The sequence below is a fragment of the Escherichia sp. KTE172 genome, from assembly GCF_000408845.1.
Lineage (GTDB): Bacteria > Pseudomonadota > Gammaproteobacteria > Enterobacterales > Enterobacteriaceae > Escherichia > Escherichia coli.
The window spans coordinates 874890-890339 of sequence record NZ_KE137316.1 but is presented as its reverse complement, the minus strand read 5'-3'; the positions used below and the strand labels follow the sequence as shown (position 1 = coordinate 890339).

At 49.9% G+C, this 15450-nt stretch carries 17 protein-coding genes and 3 tRNA genes; 16 read left to right on the top strand and 4 right to left on the bottom strand.

Annotated elements, in window-relative coordinates; translation table 11 throughout:
* Position 1: 1 nt before the first annotated feature.
* A complete protein-coding gene (gene fliD, locus G434_RS19210; protein ID WP_000146831.1) occupies positions 2–1417 on the bottom strand; it encodes a flagellar filament capping protein FliD in 1416 nt (471 codons plus the stop codon).
* Positions 1418–1664: 247 nt separating this feature from the next.
* On the opposite strand from fliD, the gene G434_RS19215 reads away from it, so the two are divergent.
* From G434_RS19215 to sdiA, 8 genes are all read left to right on the top strand, one after another.
* Positions 1665–2714 carry a flagellin FliC gene (locus tag G434_RS19215; protein WP_000079759.1) on the top strand — a complete coding sequence of 350 codons (1050 nt, stop codon included), beginning with the start codon at positions 1665–1667 and terminating at the stop codon, positions 2712–2714.
* 163 nt (positions 2715–2877) lie between these two features.
* Positions 2878–3597 carry an RNA polymerase sigma factor FliA gene (gene fliA / locus G434_RS19220; protein WP_001087463.1) on the top strand — a complete coding sequence of 240 codons (720 nt, stop codon included), beginning with the start codon at positions 2878–2880 and terminating at the stop codon, positions 3595–3597.
* 45 nt (positions 3598–3642) lie between these two features.
* The gene (fliZ, locus tag G434_RS19225) at positions 3643–4194 is read left to right on the top strand and encodes a flagella biosynthesis regulatory protein FliZ (RefSeq protein ID WP_001296169.1); all 552 of its coding nucleotides are present in this window, start codon (positions 3643–3645) and stop codon (positions 4192–4194) included.
* An 87-nt stretch (positions 4195–4281) separates the two neighbouring features.
* Positions 4282–5082 carry a cystine ABC transporter substrate-binding protein gene (gene tcyJ, locus G434_RS19230; RefSeq protein WP_001296168.1) on the top strand — a complete coding sequence of 267 codons (801 nt, stop codon included), beginning with the start codon at positions 4282–4284 and terminating at the stop codon, positions 5080–5082.
* Between the two features lie 104 nt (positions 5083–5186).
* Complete coding sequence (dcyD, locus tag G434_RS19235; protein WP_001128232.1) at positions 5187–6173, top strand: D-cysteine desulfhydrase; 987 nt, start codon at positions 5187–5189, stop codon at positions 6171–6173.
* 14 nt (positions 6174–6187) lie between these two features.
* Positions 6188–6856, top strand: coding sequence for a cystine ABC transporter permease (tcyL, locus tag G434_RS19240; RefSeq protein ID WP_001158220.1), 669 nt, complete (start codon positions 6188–6190; stop codon positions 6854–6856).
* Positions 6853–7605 (top strand): L-cystine ABC transporter ATP-binding protein TcyN, encoded by a 753-nt coding sequence (gene tcyN, locus G434_RS19245; RefSeq protein ID WP_001273000.1) that lies wholly within the window; start codon positions 6853–6855, stop codon positions 7603–7605. The genes tcyL and tcyN overlap by 4 nt, the downstream gene beginning before the upstream one ends.
* A 229-nt stretch (positions 7606–7834) precedes the next feature.
* Entirely contained in the window at positions 7835–8557 is a 723-nt protein-coding gene (sdiA, locus tag G434_RS19250; protein WP_001154255.1) for a quorum-sensing transcriptional regulator SdiA, read from the top strand.
* Positions 8558–8624: 67 nt separating this feature from the next.
* Here sdiA and yecF read toward each other — a convergent pair whose 3' ends face one another.
* Both yecF and yecU read right to left on the bottom strand, forming a co-directional pair.
* On the bottom strand, positions 8625–8849 hold the full coding sequence (yecF, locus tag G434_RS19255; RefSeq protein ID WP_000106474.1) for a DUF2594 family protein YecF: 225 nt from the start codon (positions 8847–8849) through the stop codon (positions 8625–8627).
* On the bottom strand, positions 8836–9012 hold the full coding sequence (yecU, locus tag G434_RS29655) for a protein YecU (RefSeq protein ID WP_001307856.1): 177 nt from the start codon (positions 9010–9012) through the stop codon (positions 8836–8838). Before yecU ends, yecF begins: the two co-directional genes overlap by 14 nt.
* 295 nt (positions 9013–9307) lie before the next feature.
* Here yecU and uvrY point away from each other — a divergent pair, with 295 nt between their 5' ends.
* The 7 genes from uvrY (at position 9308) to yecA (ending at position 13712) form a co-directional block, all read left to right on the top strand.
* Entirely contained in the window at positions 9308–9964 is a 657-nt protein-coding gene (gene uvrY / locus G434_RS19260; protein WP_000611328.1) for a UvrY/SirA/GacA family response regulator transcription factor, read from the top strand.
* The gene (gene uvrC, locus G434_RS19265; RefSeq protein WP_001283421.1) at positions 9961–11793 is read left to right on the top strand and encodes an excinuclease ABC subunit UvrC; all 1833 of its coding nucleotides are present in this window, start codon (positions 9961–9963) and stop codon (positions 11791–11793) included. Before uvrY ends, uvrC begins: the two co-directional genes overlap by 4 nt.
* 56 nt (positions 11794–11849) lie before the next feature.
* The gene (pgsA, locus tag G434_RS19270) at positions 11850–12398 is read left to right on the top strand and encodes a CDP-diacylglycerol--glycerol-3-phosphate 3-phosphatidyltransferase (protein WP_001160187.1); all 549 of its coding nucleotides are present in this window, start codon (positions 11850–11852) and stop codon (positions 12396–12398) included.
* Positions 12399–12549: 151 nt separating this feature from the next.
* Positions 12550–12625 (top strand) — tRNA-Gly (locus G434_RS19275).
* A gap of 53 nt (positions 12626–12678) precedes the next feature.
* A tRNA-Cys gene (locus G434_RS19280) sits at positions 12679–12752 on the top strand.
* A 12-nt stretch (positions 12753–12764) separates the two neighbouring features.
* Positions 12765–12851: transfer RNA gene (locus tag G434_RS19285), tRNA-Leu, on the top strand.
* Positions 12852–13046: 195 nt separating this feature from the next.
* The gene (gene yecA / locus G434_RS19290; protein ID WP_000847882.1) at positions 13047–13712 is read left to right on the top strand and encodes a UPF0149 family protein YecA; all 666 of its coding nucleotides are present in this window, start codon (positions 13047–13049) and stop codon (positions 13710–13712) included.
* Positions 13713–13773: 61 nt separating this feature from the next.
* Here the strand turns inward: yecA and tyrP are convergent, their stop codons facing one another.
* Positions 13774–14985 (bottom strand): tyrosine transporter TyrP, encoded by a 1212-nt coding sequence (gene tyrP / locus G434_RS19295; RefSeq protein WP_000797561.1) that lies wholly within the window; start codon positions 14983–14985, stop codon positions 13774–13776.
* 190 nt (positions 14986–15175) lie between these two features.
* Between tyrP and G434_RS19300 the strand changes: the two genes are divergently transcribed.
* A complete protein-coding gene (locus G434_RS19300) occupies positions 15176–15415 on the top strand; it encodes a YecH family metal-binding protein (protein WP_000377223.1) in 240 nt (79 codons plus the stop codon).
* Positions 15416–15450 lie beyond the last annotated feature (35 nt).

Genomic DNA, 15450 nt, shown 5'->3' with positions numbered 1-15450 from the left:
ATTATTTCGAGTTGCTATTTGAGGTGTCGAACTGCTGTGTCAGATAGCTACTAGTGGAGTTCAGCGAGTTCATTAACACATCTAATTGGGTGAACTGGGCTTTATAGCGCGTCATTAAGGTATCGATACGTTCACTGGCTGCGTTGTACTGGTCGGTCAAATTATTCAGCGTTTTGCTGACGCCATCTTTTGCTGCCTGGATTATCCCGGTGGAAGAGAGCCAACTGGTCAGGTTGCTACTAATGCCGGTGGTTACCCCAGTACTTTTGCCGTCACCTATAAACATTTCACCGATACCAGCGGCATCATTTTTTAGCGCCGTTTGCAGTTTGTCGGTCGCGATTTCCAGCTTGCCGGTACTGGCATCGCTGGTAATGCCAATCTGTGCCAGCGTTTTATAGTTTGAACTGCTGTGAGTATTGGCGAGCAAGGTTTTAAGCTGAGTCTGGATGGTACGCAGTGTGGAGTCACCGAGTAATGCGCCATTACTGGAGTCCTGACTTTCAGCTCCGGCATCGACAGCGGTGTATTTGGTTAAGCTGCTGAATGTATCCTGCAATGTGTTATAGGCATCCACCCACGCTTTAACCGCATTTTCAGCTTTGGATGTGTCTTTACTGATGGTCAGTGTCTGATTACCGGTGGTGACGTCATTCAGGTTGAGGGTGATATCTTCCAGTGAGTCGCTGATAGTGTTACTGCTGTTTTCAATCTCAACGTTATTGACTGTCAGTTTGGCGTTTTGCGCGGTGACGCTTTCAATCATGCCATTGCTGCTATCACCCGGCGTTCCGTTGTAACCCATAAAACTTTCCAGGGCGCTGTCGCCGCTGACGCTAAGTTTCATAGCGTTATTGCTGCCCGTATCGTTAGCGGTGATGGACAGACGATATTCGCCGTTTCCCACATTGATGATACTGGCGCTGACACCAGCTTTGGCGTTGTTAATGGCATCGCGAATGCCGGAAAGTGACGAGTTACCCGCGCTGATATCAATCGTGACCGGATCTTTACCGCCGCCTTGTTGGATGGTCAGTACGCTATCGCTGGTGGCGATGGCGGCTTTACTGTCTTTTTGACTATTTTTTGTTGTCAGCGTCTGTGCCTGCGCCAGTTGGCTAACGCTAATGGTGTATTTCCCAGCAATCGCGCTGCCCGTGGTGGTGGCGCTGAAAGCCGATGAACTGCTGGTGGTTGAGGTGGCGGTAAATAAATCGGCTTTATTCAGTGCTGTGTTGGCTGTCTGGAAACTCTCTAGTGCACTTTTCAGCGTCCCGTAGGCGCTCAGTTTCGCGGTGTAAGAGCTTTGCTGTTTTGATATCGGCGTCAGGGTAGATTTTTCTGCCGCCTCCAGACTGTCAAGGATGCTGCTTAAGTCCAGCCCCGACCCAACCCCAAGCGTTGAAATACTAGCCATATAGTTTCCTTAATCATGCGACGTGTATAGAACGAATACCGGGGTTATCGGCGTAAGCGGGGTAAAGTTTACGATTTATTTTTTGCCTTAATGGCACGAACAGCAACGAGGAAGGGGAGTATTTCGACCGCTAGAAAAAAATTCTAAAGGTTGTGAGTGACCAGACGATAACAGGGTTGACGGCGACGAAGCCGAAGGGTGGAAGCCCAATACTTAAACCGTAGACTTGAAAACAGGAAAATGAATTATGGCACAAGTCATTAATACCAACAGCCTCTCGCTGATCACTCAGAACAACATCAACAAAAACCAGTCTGCGCTGTCGACTTCTATCGAGCGCCTCTCTTCTGGTCTGCGTATTAACAGCGCTAAAGATGACGCCGCGGGCCAGGCGATTGCTAACCGCTTTACTTCTAACATCAAAGGTCTGACTCAGGCCGCACGTAACGCCAACGACGGTATTTCTCTGGCGCAGACGGCTGAAGGCGCGCTGTCAGAGATTAACAACAACTTGCAGCGTATTCGTGAACTGACCGTTCAGGCCTCTACCGGCACGAACTCTGATTCCGACCTGTCTTCTATTCAGGACGAAATCAAATCCCGTCTTGATGAAATTGACCGTGTATCTGGTCAGACCCAGTTCAACGGTGTGAACGTGCTGTCGAAAAACGATTCGATGAAGATTCAGATTGGTGCCAATGATAACCAGACGATCAGCATTGGCTTGCAACAAATCGACAGTACCACTTTGAATCTGAAAGGATTTACCGTGTCCGGCATGGCGGATTTCAGCGCGGCGAAACTGACGGCTGCTGATGGTACAGCAATTGCTGCTGCGGATGTCAAGGATGCTGGGGGTAAACAAGTCAATTTACTGTCTTACACTGACACCGCGTCTAACAGTACTAAATATGCGGTCGTTGATTCTGCAACCGGTAAATACATGGAAGCCACTGTAGTCATTACCGGTACGGCGGCGGCGGTAACTGTTGGTGCAGCGGAAGTGGCGGGAGCCGCTACAGCCGATCCGTTAAAAGCACTGGATGCCGCAATCGCTAAAGTCGACAAATTCCGCTCCTCCCTCGGTGCCGTTCAAAACCGTCTGGATTCTGCGGTCACCAACCTGAACAACACCACCACCAACCTGTCTGAAGCGCAGTCCCGTATTCAGGACGCCGACTATGCGACCGAAGTGTCCAACATGTCGAAAGCGCAGATTATCCAGCAGGCGGGCAACTCCGTGCTGTCTAAAGCCAACCAGGTACCGCAGCAAGTTCTGTCTCTGTTACAAGGCTAATGGCCTTAACCTGCCTGACCCCGCCAACGGCGGGGTTTTTTCTGCCCGCAATTTACCGGTAACCCCCAAATAACCCCTCATTTCACCCACTAATCGTCCGATTAAAAACCCTGCAGAAACGGATAATCATGCCGATAACTCATATAACGCAGGGCTGTTTATCGTGAATTCACTCTATACCGCTGAAGGTGTAATGGATAAACACTCGCTGTGGCAGCGTTATGTCCCGCTGGTGCGTCACGAAGCATTGCGCCTGCAGGTTCGACTGCCCGCGAGCGTGGAACTTGACGATCTGCTACAGGCGGGCGGCATTGGGTTACTTAATGCCGTCGAACGCTATGACGCCCTACAAGGAACGGCATTTACAACTTACGCAGTGCAGCGTATCCGTGGCGCTATGCTGGATGAACTTCGCAGCCGTGACTGGGTGCCGCGCAGCGTGCGACGCAACGCGCGTGAAGTGGCACAGGCAATAGGGCAACTGGAGCAGGAACTTGGCCGCAACGCCACGGAAACTGAGGTAGCGGAACGTTTAGGGATCGATATTGCCGATTATCGCCAAATGTTGCTCGACACCAATAACAGCCAGCTCTTCTCCTACGATGAGTGGCGCGAAGAGCACGGCGATAGCATCGAACTGGTTACTGATGATCATCAGCGAGAAAACCCGCTACAACAACTGCTGGACAATAATCTGCGCCAGCGGGTGATGGAAGCCATCGAAACGTTGCCGGAGCGCGAAAAACTGGTATTAACCCTCTATTATCAGGAAGAGCTGAATCTCAAAGAGATTGGTGCGGTGCTGGAGGTCGGGGAATCGCGGGTCAGTCAGTTACACAGCCAGGCTATTAAACGGTTACGCACTAAACTGGGTAAGTTATAACGTCAGTAAATGCCGCACTTTAATTTTGACTACCAGGAGTTCTTAATGATGGTGCAGCACCTGAAAAGACGGCCATTAAGCCGCTATCTTAAAGACTTTAAACACAGCCAGACCCATTGCGCGCATTGCCGTAAATTACTCGATCGCATTACCCTCGTTCGCGACGGCAAAATAGTGAATAAAATCGAGATTTCCCGCCTGGACACGCTGCTTGATGAAAATGGCTGGCAAGTGGAACAACAATCATGGGCGGCATTGTGCCGATTTTGCGGTGATTTACATTGCAAAACGCAGAGTGATTTTTTCGATATTATCGGCTTTAAGCAATTTCTTTTTGAGCAAACTGAAATGAGCCCTGGTACGGTGCGTGAATATGTCGTTCGTCTGCGCCGTTTGGGGAATCATCTACACGAGCAAAATATTTCCCTCGATCAGCTGCAGGACGGTTTCCTCGATGAAATCCTCGCCCCGTGGCTGCCCTCCACCAGCACCAACAATTACCGCATCGCGTTACGGAAGTATCAACACTATCAGCGTCAAACGTGTACCGGACTTGTGCAGAAATCCTCCAGCCTGCCTGCTTCTGATATATATTAAATAAGAATAAGATGTAGCGGAGTTGTTTTTGTGTTTACAAACAATGGCTCTACACTGCAAACAGACATAACAACATTCGGGGTGAATATGAAATTAGCACATCTGGGACGTCAGGCATTGATGGGTGTGATGGCCGTGGCGCTGGTTGCGGGTATGAGCGTTAAAAGTTTTGCAGATGAAGGTCTGCTTAATAAAGTCAAAGAGCGCGGCACGCTGCTGGTAGGGCTGGAAGGAACTTATCCGCCGTTCAGTTTTCAGGGGGATGACGGCAAATTAACCGGTTTTGAAGTGGAATTTGCCCAACAACTGGCAAAACATCTTGGCGTTGAGGCGTCACTAAAACCGACCAAATGGGACGGTATGCTGGCGTCGCTGGACTCTAAACGCATTGATGTGGTGATTAACCAGGTCACCATTTCTGACGAGCGCAAGAAAAAATACGATTTCTCTACCCCGTACACCATTTCTGGTATTCAGGCGCTGGTGAAAAAAGGCAACGAAGGCACCATTAAAACGGCTGATGATCTGAAAGGCAAAAAAGTGGGTGTCGGTCTGGGCACCAACTATGAAGAGTGGCTGCGTCAGAATGTTCAGGGCGTCGATGTGCGTACCTATGATGATGACCCGACCAAATATCAGGATCTGCGCGTAGGCCGTATCGATGCGATCCTCGTTGATCGTCTGGCGGCGCTGGATCTGGTGAAGAAAACCAACGATACGCTGGCAGTAACCGGTGAAGCATTCTCTCGTCAGGAGTCTGGCGTGGCGCTGCGTAAAGGAAATGAAGACCTGCTGAAAGCGGTGAATGATGCAATTGCGGAAATGCAAAAAGATGGCACTTTGCAAGCCCTTTCCGAAAAATGGTTTGGTGCTGATGTGACCAAATAATCAGCATAATGACAAAAAAGGGCGCTTTCACTAGCGCCTTTTTTATTTACGCGTTTTCAGCGTGCATAATAAGAAAATCACAACAACACACATCGGAGGCTGTTATGCCACTGCATAATTTAACCCGTTTTCCACGGCTGGAGTTTATTGGCGCGCCAACGCCGCTCGAATATCTGCCGCGCTTTTCTGATTATCTTGGACGGGAAATTTTCATCAAACGGGATGACGTCACTCCCATGGCAATGGGCGGCAATAAATTACGTAAGCTGGAATTTCTCGCGGCAGATGCTCTGCGTGAAGGTGCCGATACGCTGATTACTGCCGGGGCGATCCAGTCTAACCATGTGCGCCAGACTGCCGCAGTCGCTGCGAAACTCGGTCTGCACTGCGTGGCGCTGCTGGAAAATCCTATTGGTACAACCGCGGAAAACTATTTAACCAACGGCAATCGTTTGTTGCTGGATCTGTTCAATACCCAGATTGAAATGTGCGACGCACTGACCGATCCCAATGCCCAACTGGAAGAGCTGGCGACGCGAGTCGAAGCACAAGGCTTTCGCCCGTATGTCATTCCGGTTGGCGGTTCTAATGCTTTGGGCGCGCTGGGTTATGTGGAGAGTGCGCTGGAAATCGCGCAACAGTGTGAAGTGGCGGTTAATATTTCGTCGGTGGTGGTCGCATCGGGCAGTGCCGGAACTCACGCCGGACTGGCTGTTGGGCTGGAACAGCTGATGCCTGAAAGCGAACTGATTGGCGTGACTGTGTCGCGTTCAGTTGCCGATCAATTGCCGAAAGTGGTTAACCTCCAACAGGCGATTGCGAAAGAACTGGAGCTGACCGCATCAGCGGAAATTTTACTCTGGGATGACTATTTTGCACCTGGCTACGGCGTGCCGAACGACGAAGGCATGGAAGCAGTGAAATTGCTGGCGAGGCTGGAAGGCATTCTGCTTGATCCTGTGTATACCGGAAAAGCGATGGCGGGGCTGATTGACGGTATCAGTCAGAAACGCTTCAAAGATGAAGGGCCGATTTTGTTTATTCATACCGGCGGTGCGCCTGCGCTGTTCGCCTATCATCCCCACGTTTAGCTCCGGGAACGCTCATGCAAGAAAGTATACAACTGGTTATTGATTCCTTGCCGTTCCTGCTGAAAGGGGCTGGGTATACGCTGCAACTCAGTATCGGAGGCATGTTTTTTGGCTTACTGCTCGGGTTTATTCTCGCGCTGATGCGCCTGTCGCCAATCTGGCCCGTGCGCTGGCTGGCGCGTTTTTATATCTCTATTTTTCGTGGTACGCCGCTCATCGCACAACTGTTTATGATCTATTACGGACTGCCACAGTTTGGTATCGAATTAGATCCCATTCCGTCAGCAATGATTGGTCTGTCGCTGAACACTGCCGCCTATGCTGCTGAAACGCTGCGCGCCGCCATTTCTTCTATTGATAAAGGTCAGTGGGAAGCTGCAGCCAGTATTGGTATGACGCCATGGCAGACCATGCGTCGCGCGATTTTGCCACAGGCGGCGCGGGTGGCGTTGCCGCCGCTGTCGAACAGCTTTATCAGCCTGGTAAAAGATACGTCGCTGGCCGCGACAATCCAGGTGCCGGAGCTGTTCCGTCAGGCGCAGTTGATTACCTCGCGCACGCTGGAGGTGTTCACCATGTACCTGGCGGCTTCGCTCATCTACTGGATCATGGCGACTGTGTTATCGACGTTGCAGAACCATTTTGAGAATCAACTTAATCGCCAGGAGAGAGAACCCAAATGAGTGCCATTGAAGTTAAGAACCTGGTGAAAAAATTCCACGGTCAGACGGTGCTGCATGGTATCGACCTTGAGGTGAAGCCAGGCGAAGTAGTGGCAATTATCGGTCCGAGTGGTTCCGGCAAAACCACGTTGCTACGCAGCATAAATCTGCTGGAACAACCGGAAGCGGGAACCATCACCGTTGGCGATATCACTATTGATACTGCACGTTCATTAAGTCAGCAAAAATCGCTGATTCGCCAGTTGCGTCAGCACGTCGGGTTTGTCTTCCAGAACTTTAATCTGTTTCCGCATCGTACGGTGCTGGAAAACATTATTGAAGGGCCGGTGATCGTCAAAGGCGAACCGAAAGAAGAGGCCACGGCGCGCGCTCGCGAGCTGCTGGCGAAAGTTGGGCTGGCCGGTAAAGAAACCAGTTATCCACGTCGTTTGTCTGGCGGTCAACAGCAGCGCGTTGCGATTGCGCGAGCGCTGGCTATGCGTCCTGAAGTGATTTTGTTTGACGAGCCAACGTCGGCGCTGGATCCAGAGCTGGTGGGCGAAGTCCTGAACACCATTCGTCAGCTGGCGCAGGAAAAGCGCACGATGGTGATTGTGACGCACGAAATGAGCTTTGCCCGGGATGTTGCGGACCGGGCGATTTTTATGGACCAGGGGCGGATAGTCGAGCAGGGGGTAGCAAAAGCGTTATTTGCTGATCCTCAGCAGCCTCGCACCCGCCAGTTCCTGGAGAAGTTTCTGCTGCAATAATAAGAAAAAATCAGCCCCGACGATTCACCAGTCGGGGCGGGACGCCATTTCAAACGTGATAAAACTGCTTAACAAATCAGCATAACTCATTAATAACATAAGAGAATGCGATGGCTTGCAAAAGTAATTCATTGCCTGAATAATATAAATTATATATAAATCTTATTTATGTGATAGTTTGAATTATCATTATAAATGATACTCACTCTCAGGGGCGTTGCGGTTTACTATGCAGGATACGGATTTTTTCAGCTGGCTTCGCACGATGCTGTTGCGTTTTCAGAGGATGGAGGCCGCAGAAGAGGTCTACCATGAAATAGAGCTTCAGGCTCAGCAGCTGGAGTACGATTACTATTCGTTATGTGTTCGCCACCCGGTACCATTCACGCGACCTAAAGTGGCTTTCTACACCAATTACCCTGAGTCGTGGGTTAGTTATTATCAGGCAAAAAATTTTCTCGCAATTGATCCGGTGCTGAACCCTGAAAACTTTAGTCAGGGCCATTTAATGTGGAATGATGACTTATTCAGCGAAGCACAGCCGTTATGGGAAGCTGCGCGCGCACATGGTTTACGCCGCGGTGTCACTCAGTATTTAATGCTGCCAAATCGGGCGTTGGGCTTTTTGTCCTTTTCCCGTTGCAGCACGCGCGAAATACCCATTCTTAGTGATGAACTGCAATTAAAAATGCAGCTACTGGTGCGCGAAAGTCTGATGGCTCTGATGCGTTTAAATGATGAAATAGTGATGACGCCAGAGATGAATTTCAGCAAGCGCGAAAAAGAAATTCTGAAATGGACGGCGGAAGGTAAGACATCAGCAGAGATAGCGATGATTTTGTCAATCTCTGAGAATACGGTCAATTTCCATCAGAAAAACATGCAGAAAAAAATCAATGCACCGAATAAGACGCAGGTTGCCTGTTACGCGGCCGCTACTGGCTTAATTTGATCTCTTTTCTGTTCTGCGTGCCAGATGCAAAAACCGGCTGAAAGGCACGCTCTCAGCCGGTTTTATATTACTGACGGTAGGCTTGTTTAATTTGCTTAACCGTTTTGGAAAATACTGCAGCCTGGGTTTCGTCTTCGATCAGCGCAAGCTGTTTTTCCATCTTTAACATCACGCGGCCCGCGTCAGCTTGTCCCATCGCCTGCAGCATCAGCGTCAGCATCGCTTTCAGGCAGGAGACTTCATTTGCCAGTTCTTGATTATTCTCGGCAGTAGAAAAATCAGGCGTACTCATTTATTTTCCTCGTCATGTTGCAATGAAAATTTGCGGTGAAAAATGTTAAGGCGGCGGAGTATACCATAAGCTTTGCTAAAAATAGCAGTGGTTGTTTTTTGAGCGTGATATCAACAGTACTATAAAATACGTTAATATAATGACCAATAAATATTTTTATCATGAATGTTTTTTGCCCGTATTGTTCGGGTTAATTAATGTTACATATTCAGCGGGCTGATTTTCATTTTTGCTGAATAAAGTCAATTTTTGTCACATTTCATCGCCGGGCTTACTGTGAAACGATCCCGGAAGCCGTTGGTGACGGGCGTGACCATAACTGTGGACAATCGAATTGACAAAAACGAGAGAAAAATCGAATACCCACCATTTTTAACGTTTCAAAGTTGCAATAAAAACCGCTAATATACGAATGACTAACTATCAGTAGCGTTATCCCTATTTCTGGAGATATTCCTTTGATCAACGTTCTACTTGTTGATGACCACGAACTGGTGCGCGCAGGGATACGACGCATTCTGGAAGATATAAAGGGTATAAAAGTCGTCGGTGAGGCATCGTGCGGTGAAGACGCCGTTAAATGGTGCCGGGCAAATGCCGTTGACGTGGTGCTAATGGACATGAGTATGCCGGGCATTGGCGGTCTTGAGGCGACGCGTAAAATCGCGCGTTCCACAGCTGATGTCAAAATCATCATGCTTACCGTCCATACAGAAAACCCTTTACCAGCGAAAGTCATGCAGGCCGGAGCTGCGGGCTACCTCAGCAAAGGCGCGGCTCCGCAGGAAGTCGTGAGTGCGATTCGTTCTGTCTATTCAGGGCAGCGTTACATTGCTTCTGATATCGCTCAACAAATGGCGTTAAGCCAGATCGAACCAGAAAAAACAGAAAGCCCATTTGCCAGTTTGTCTGAACGTGAATTGCAGATTATGCTGATGATCACCAAGGGCCAGAAGGTCAATGAGATCTCAGAACAGCTCAATCTCAGTCCGAAAACGGTGAACAGCTACCGCTATCGTATGTTCAGTAAACTAAACATTCATGGCGATGTTGAGCTGACTCACCTGGCAATTCGCCATGGTCTGTGTAATGCGGAGACATTATCAAGTCAGTGAGTGATCAGTTTGACGCAAAAGCGTTTTTAAAAACCGTAACCAGCCAGCCAGGCGTTTATCGCATGTATGATGCTGGTGGTACGGTTATCTATGTCGGCAAAGCGAAAGACCTGAAAAAACGGCTTTCCAGCTATTTCCGTAGCAACCTCGCTTCGCGCAAAACCGAAGCGCTGGTCGCCCAGATCCAGCAAATTGATGTAACGGTTACTCATACAGAAACCGAAGCGCTGTTACTGGAACACAACTACATCAAACTTTATCAGCCGCGTTACAACGTTTTGCTACGCGATGATAAATCATATCCTTTTATCTTCCTGAGTGGCGATACCCACCCGCGTCTGGCGATGCATCGTGGAGCGAAGCATGCCAAAGGTGAATATTTCGGCCCGTTCCCGAATGGCTATGCCGTACGTGAAACACTGGCGCTACTGCAAAAGATTTTCCCCATTCGCCAGTGCGAAAACAGTGTTTATCGCAACCGCTCGCGTCCGTGTCTGCAATATCAGATAGGGCGCTGTCTGGGGCCGTGCGTTGAAGGACTGGTGAGTGAAGAAGAATACGCTCAGCAGGTCGAGTATGTGCGCCTGTTTTTGTCTGGCAAAGATGATCAGGTGCTTACGCAACTCATTAGTCGTATGGAAACTGCCAGCCAGAATCTGGAGTTTGAAGAAGCGGCGCGGATTCGCGACCAAATTCAGGCGGTGCGACGTGTCACCGAAAAACAGTTTGTTTCCAATACCGGCGACGACCTTGACGTTATTGGAGTGGCGTTCGATGCGGGTATGGCTTGTGTCCACGTATTGTTCATTCGTCAGGGCAAAGTGCTCGGCAGCCGCAGCTATTTCCCGAAAGTGCCTGGCGGTACGGAACTGAGCGAGGTGGTGGAAACCTTCGTAGGTCAGTTCTATTTACAAGGCAGCCAGATGCGCACCTTACCGGGTGAGATCCTGCTCGATTTTAATCTTAGCGATAAAACGCTGCTCGCCGATTCCCTTTCAGAACTGGCGGGACGCAAGATTAATGTTCAAACCAAACCTCGTGGCGATAGAGCGCGTTATCTGAAACTCGCGCGTACCAATGCGGCGACGGCCTTAACCAGCAAACTTTCGCAGCAATCTACCGTTCACCAGCGGCTGACCGCGCTTGCCAGCGTGTTGAAATTGCCGGAAGTGAAGCGGATGGAGTGCTTTGACATCAGCCATACCATGGGTGAACAAACCGTCGCTTCCTGTGTGGTGTTTGATGCCAACGGCCCGCTGCGTGCGGAGTATCGGCGCTATAACATTACTGGCATCACGCCGGGCGATGATTACGCGGCGATGAATCAGGTGCTGCGTCGGCGTTATGGTAAAGCTATCGACGACAGTAAGATCCCGGATGTGATCCTTATTGACGGCGGCAAAGGCCAGCTTGCGCAGGCGAAAAATGTTTTCGCCGAACTGGATGTCTCATGGGATAAAAATCATCCGCTGCTACTTGGCGTTGCCAAAGGAGCAGATCGTAAGGCTGGGCTGGAAACGCTGTTCTTTGAGCCGGAAGGTGAGGGATTTAGTTTGCCGCCAGATTCTCCCGCGCTGCATGTTATCCAGCATATTCGCGATGAATCACACGATCACGCGATTGGCGGGCACCGTAAAAAACGGGCGAAGGTCAAAAATACCAGTTCCCTGGAAACCATTGAAGGCGTCGGGCCAAAACGTCGGCAAATGTTGTTGAAATATATGGGCGGTTTGCAAGGTTTACGTAACGCCAGCGTCGAGGAAATTGCAAAAGTGCCGGGTATTTCGCAAGGTCTGGCAGAAAAGATCTTCTGGTCGTTGAAACATTGATGTCTCTGTAGCAACATAGGGGTAATCTTACTGACAACAGATAGTTACCCGTCATTATGCAATTTAATATCCCTACGTTGCTTACACTGTTCCGTGTCATCCTTATCCCATTCTTTGTATTGGTCTTTTATTTGCCTGTCACCTGGTCGCCGTTTGCCGCCGCGCTCATTTTCTGCGTCGCGGCGGTGACTGACTGGTTCGATGGTTTTCTGGCACGCCGCTGGAATCAGAGTACCCGGTTTGGTGCTTTCCTTGACCCTGTCGCAGATAAAGTTCTCGTGGCTATCGCCATGGTGCTGGTAACCGAGCATTACCACAGCTGGTGGGTGACCTTACCGGCAGCAACGATGATCGCCCGTGAAATTATTATTTCTGCGCTACGCGAATGGATGGCGGAGTTGGGTAAACGCAGTAGCGTGGCTGTCTCCTGGATTGGAAAAGTGAAAACCACTGCCCAGATGGTGGCGTTGGCATGGCTGCTGTGGCGTCCGAATATTTGGGTTGAGTACGCCGGTATTGCACTTTTCTTTGTGGCTGCGGTACTGACTCTGTGGTCAATGTTGCAATATTTGAGCGCTGCGCGTGCAGATTTGCTTGATCAGTGATCGTTTCGGCGCAATTTTCAGCAAACGATCAAAAGTGGTGAAAAATATCGTTGACTCATCGCGCCAGGTAAGTAGAATGCAACGCATCGAACGGCGGCACTGATTGCCAGACGATAATAAAATCAAGTGATTAACTGATTGCTTGATGAATGCGGGAATAGCTCAGTTGGTAGAGCACGACCTTGCCAAGGTCGGGGTCGCGAGTTCGAGTCTCGTTTCCCGCTCCAGTTTAAAAGGCATCGGCGTCAGCGGATGTCTGGCTGAAAGGCCTGAAGAATTTGGCGCGTTAACAAAGCGGTTATGTAGCGGATTGCAAATCCGTCTAGTCCGGTTCGACTCCGGAACGCGCCTCCACTTTTTTCCCGAGCCCGGATGGTGGAATCGGTAGACACAAGGGATTTAAAATCCCTCGGCGTTCGCGCTGTGCGGGTTCAAGTCCCGCTCCGGGTACCATGGGAAAGATAAGAATAAAATCAAAGCAATAAGCAGTGTCGTGAAACCACCTTCGGGTGGTTTTTTTGTGCCTGCAACTTGTCGTTACACCCTCCTTAATTTTTAATCACCGGCAAAGCCACTCAAAAAGTATCTCTGTTACGGACCGACATGTAAGATAGGTGCTGGCGAGTTGAGATCCACAAGGAAAAGCGTATGAAAACGGGACCGTTAAACGAAAGTGAGTTGGAATGGCTGGACGATATTCTGACCAAATACAACACTGACCACGCCATTCTTGATGTGGCGGAGCTGGACGGTTTATTGACGGCGGTGTTGAGTTCTCCGCAAGAGATTGAACCGGCACAGTGGCTGGTTGCCGTGTGGGGTGGGGCTGACTATGTGCCACGCTGGGCGTCAGAGAAAGAGATGACGCGCTTTATGAACCTGGCTTTTCAGCATATGGCTGATACCGCAGAGCGTCTGAACGAATTCCCGGAGCAGTTTGAGCCGTTATTCGGCTTGCGAGAAGTCGATGGCAGCGAGCTGACGATTGTTGAGGAGTGGTGCTTTGGCTATATGCGGGGCGTGGCGCTTTCTGACTGGTCAACGTTACCCGATTCGTTAAAACCAGCGCTGGAGGCGATTGCGCTGCACGGTACTGAGGAAAACTTCGAGCGGGTAGAGAAGATGTCGCCAGAAGCGTTTGAAGAGAGCGTAGATGCCATTCGACTGGCGGCGCTTGATCTACATGCGTACTGGATGGCGCATCCGCAGGAAAAAGCTGTTCAGCAACCGATCAAAGCAGAAGAGAAACCGGGGCGTAATGATCCTTGCCCGTGCGGTAGTGGTAAGAAATTTAAGCAGTGCTGCCTGCATTAAGAGATCAAATTGGGTGTCAGCGTTAATTCTGGCACCCAATAAGGAATTTGAGGCTATCTGATCACCCCACTTCTGGTAACAAGCCTGCTGCAATCAAAAATTGCACGCTAATCACAGCAATACCACAGAGAAACACCACCACCAGCGCCGGACGACCACCTTTGACCCGGTAACCCGCTTGAGGATTGTGCTTTCTGCTTTGCCAGGTCAACAGCGAAGGGATAATCAATGCCAGTACCGCCAGCGCCACACCGGCGTAACCCAGCGCCATCACAAATCCTCGTGGATAAAACAGTGCAAACGCCAACGGCGGCAGAAAGGTAATTGCACCAGTTTGCAATCGTCCACCAACGGTATTTGAACGCTGAAACAAATCTGCCAGATAATCAAATAAACCTAACGCAACGCCGAGAAATGACGTGGCGAGGGCTAAATCAGCAAATAAATGCACCGCCAGCTCAACATGCGGAGAGGCCACCATTTCGCGTAACGCCTGTAACAGCCCGTTTAACCCGGCATGATTAGCCAGCAATCCCATAAAGGTTGTTGAATCAATGCTGCCAAGCGTCGCCACCTGCCAGAAAATATATGCCACCAGGGGGATCGCACTACCGATTATAAACACCCAGCGTAGCTTACGAATGTTGCCATCCATATAGCTGACAATACTCGGCACGCTACCGTGAAAACCAAACGATGTAAAAATCACCGGGATTGCAGATAGTGCCAGCCCCTGTTGCAACGGCAGGGTTAAAAGATTCACCTTGTGAATATGCGGAAGCAGCAGTACCAGCATCACCACCAGAAAAATAATTTTGGCGCTGAACAGAAAACGGTTAAACAAATCGACCAGCGATGTCCCGACACAAACCACGCCACCGGCAACAAAAGTGAACAACAGCACGCCAGCGGTTGCCGACATTGAAATACCTGTCCAGTCGCTGATGCTGGAGGCCAACAATTCACCGGCACCGCTGATGTATGCCGCAGTTAGAGCATACATTAAGAACATCATACTGAAGCCCGTCAGCCACTGACCGTAGCGTCCCAGATAGCGTTTTGCCAGCGTGCCAAGGCCGGTATCTGCCGGGACATGCTGGTACACCTCCAGCAGTAATAGCGCCGTGTAGCACATCAACGCCCAAAGCCCAATCAACAAGATTAACGTGACGCTAAAACCAACACCTGCCGCAGCCAGCGGCATTGCCAGCATGCCTGCGCCAATTGTGGTTCCCGCCACGATAAAAACACTTCCCAGAGTTCTGTTTTTCACGCTTTCTTCTGTCCTGACGATCTTTATGAGTGATATCTGCGGCGCAGGTTAAGGCATAACGGCTGGTTCGTCAAACCGGCGTTACATATGGTGTAAATATAAATGTACAATAAAATGCGTTCAGTCCTGCGCTGGCGCAAAGTCTTGGTAAGCGGCAATCGCTACGCTAGCCTTTTTTCGAGGAGGAACGATGGACTCTATTCACGGTCATGAAGTGTTAAATATGATGATTGAATCAGGTGAGCAATATACGCATGCCAGTCTGGAAGCTGCGATTAAAGCGCGTTTTGGTGAACAGGCACGTTTTCACACTTGCTCGGCAGAAGGGATGACAGCGGGAGAGCTGGTAGCGTTTCTGGCAGCAAAAGGCAAATTTATACCTTCGGAAGACGGTTTTTCGACCGATCAGAGTAAGATTTGCCGTCACTGATTTGAAACGGCGGCAGAAAACCTGCCGCCTGAGAG

Excerpts from the sequence above, each read along its gene's own strand:
- tcyL (WP_001158220.1), top strand. The coding sequence starts at position 6,188 with ATGCAAGAAAGTATACAACTGGTTATTGATTCCTTGCCGTTCCTGCTG.
- sdiA (WP_001154255.1), top strand. The coding sequence starts at position 7,835 with ATGCAGGATACGGATTTTTTCAGCTGGCTTCGCACGATGCTGTTGCGT.
- yecU (WP_001307856.1), bottom strand. The coding sequence starts at position 9,012 with ATGATAAAAATATTTATTGGTCATTATATTAACGTATTTTATAGTACT.
- pgsA (WP_001160187.1), top strand. The coding sequence starts at position 11,850 with ATGCAATTTAATATCCCTACGTTGCTTACACTGTTCCGTGTCATCCTT.
- tcyJ (WP_001296168.1), top strand. The coding sequence starts at position 4,282 with ATGAAATTAGCACATCTGGGACGTCAGGCATTGATGGGTGTGATGGCC.
- dcyD (WP_001128232.1), top strand. The coding sequence starts at position 5,187 with ATGCCACTGCATAATTTAACCCGTTTTCCACGGCTGGAGTTTATTGGC.
- G434_RS19300 (WP_000377223.1), top strand. The coding sequence starts at position 15,176 with ATGGACTCTATTCACGGTCATGAAGTGTTAAATATGATGATTGAATCA.
- tcyN (WP_001273000.1), top strand. The coding sequence starts at position 6,853 with ATGAGTGCCATTGAAGTTAAGAACCTGGTGAAAAAATTCCACGGTCAG.
- G434_RS19215 (WP_000079759.1), top strand. The coding sequence starts at position 1,665 with ATGGCACAAGTCATTAATACCAACAGCCTCTCGCTGATCACTCAGAAC.
- yecF (WP_000106474.1), bottom strand. The coding sequence starts at position 8,849 with ATGAGTACGCCTGATTTTTCTACTGCCGAGAATAATCAAGAACTGGCA.
- yecA (WP_000847882.1), top strand. The coding sequence starts at position 13,047 with ATGAAAACGGGACCGTTAAACGAAAGTGAGTTGGAATGGCTGGACGAT.
- fliD (WP_000146831.1), bottom strand. The coding sequence starts at position 1,417 with ATGGCTAGTATTTCAACGCTTGGGGTTGGGTCGGGGCTGGACTTAAGC.
- fliZ (WP_001296169.1), top strand. The coding sequence starts at position 3,643 with ATGATGGTGCAGCACCTGAAAAGACGGCCATTAAGCCGCTATCTTAAA.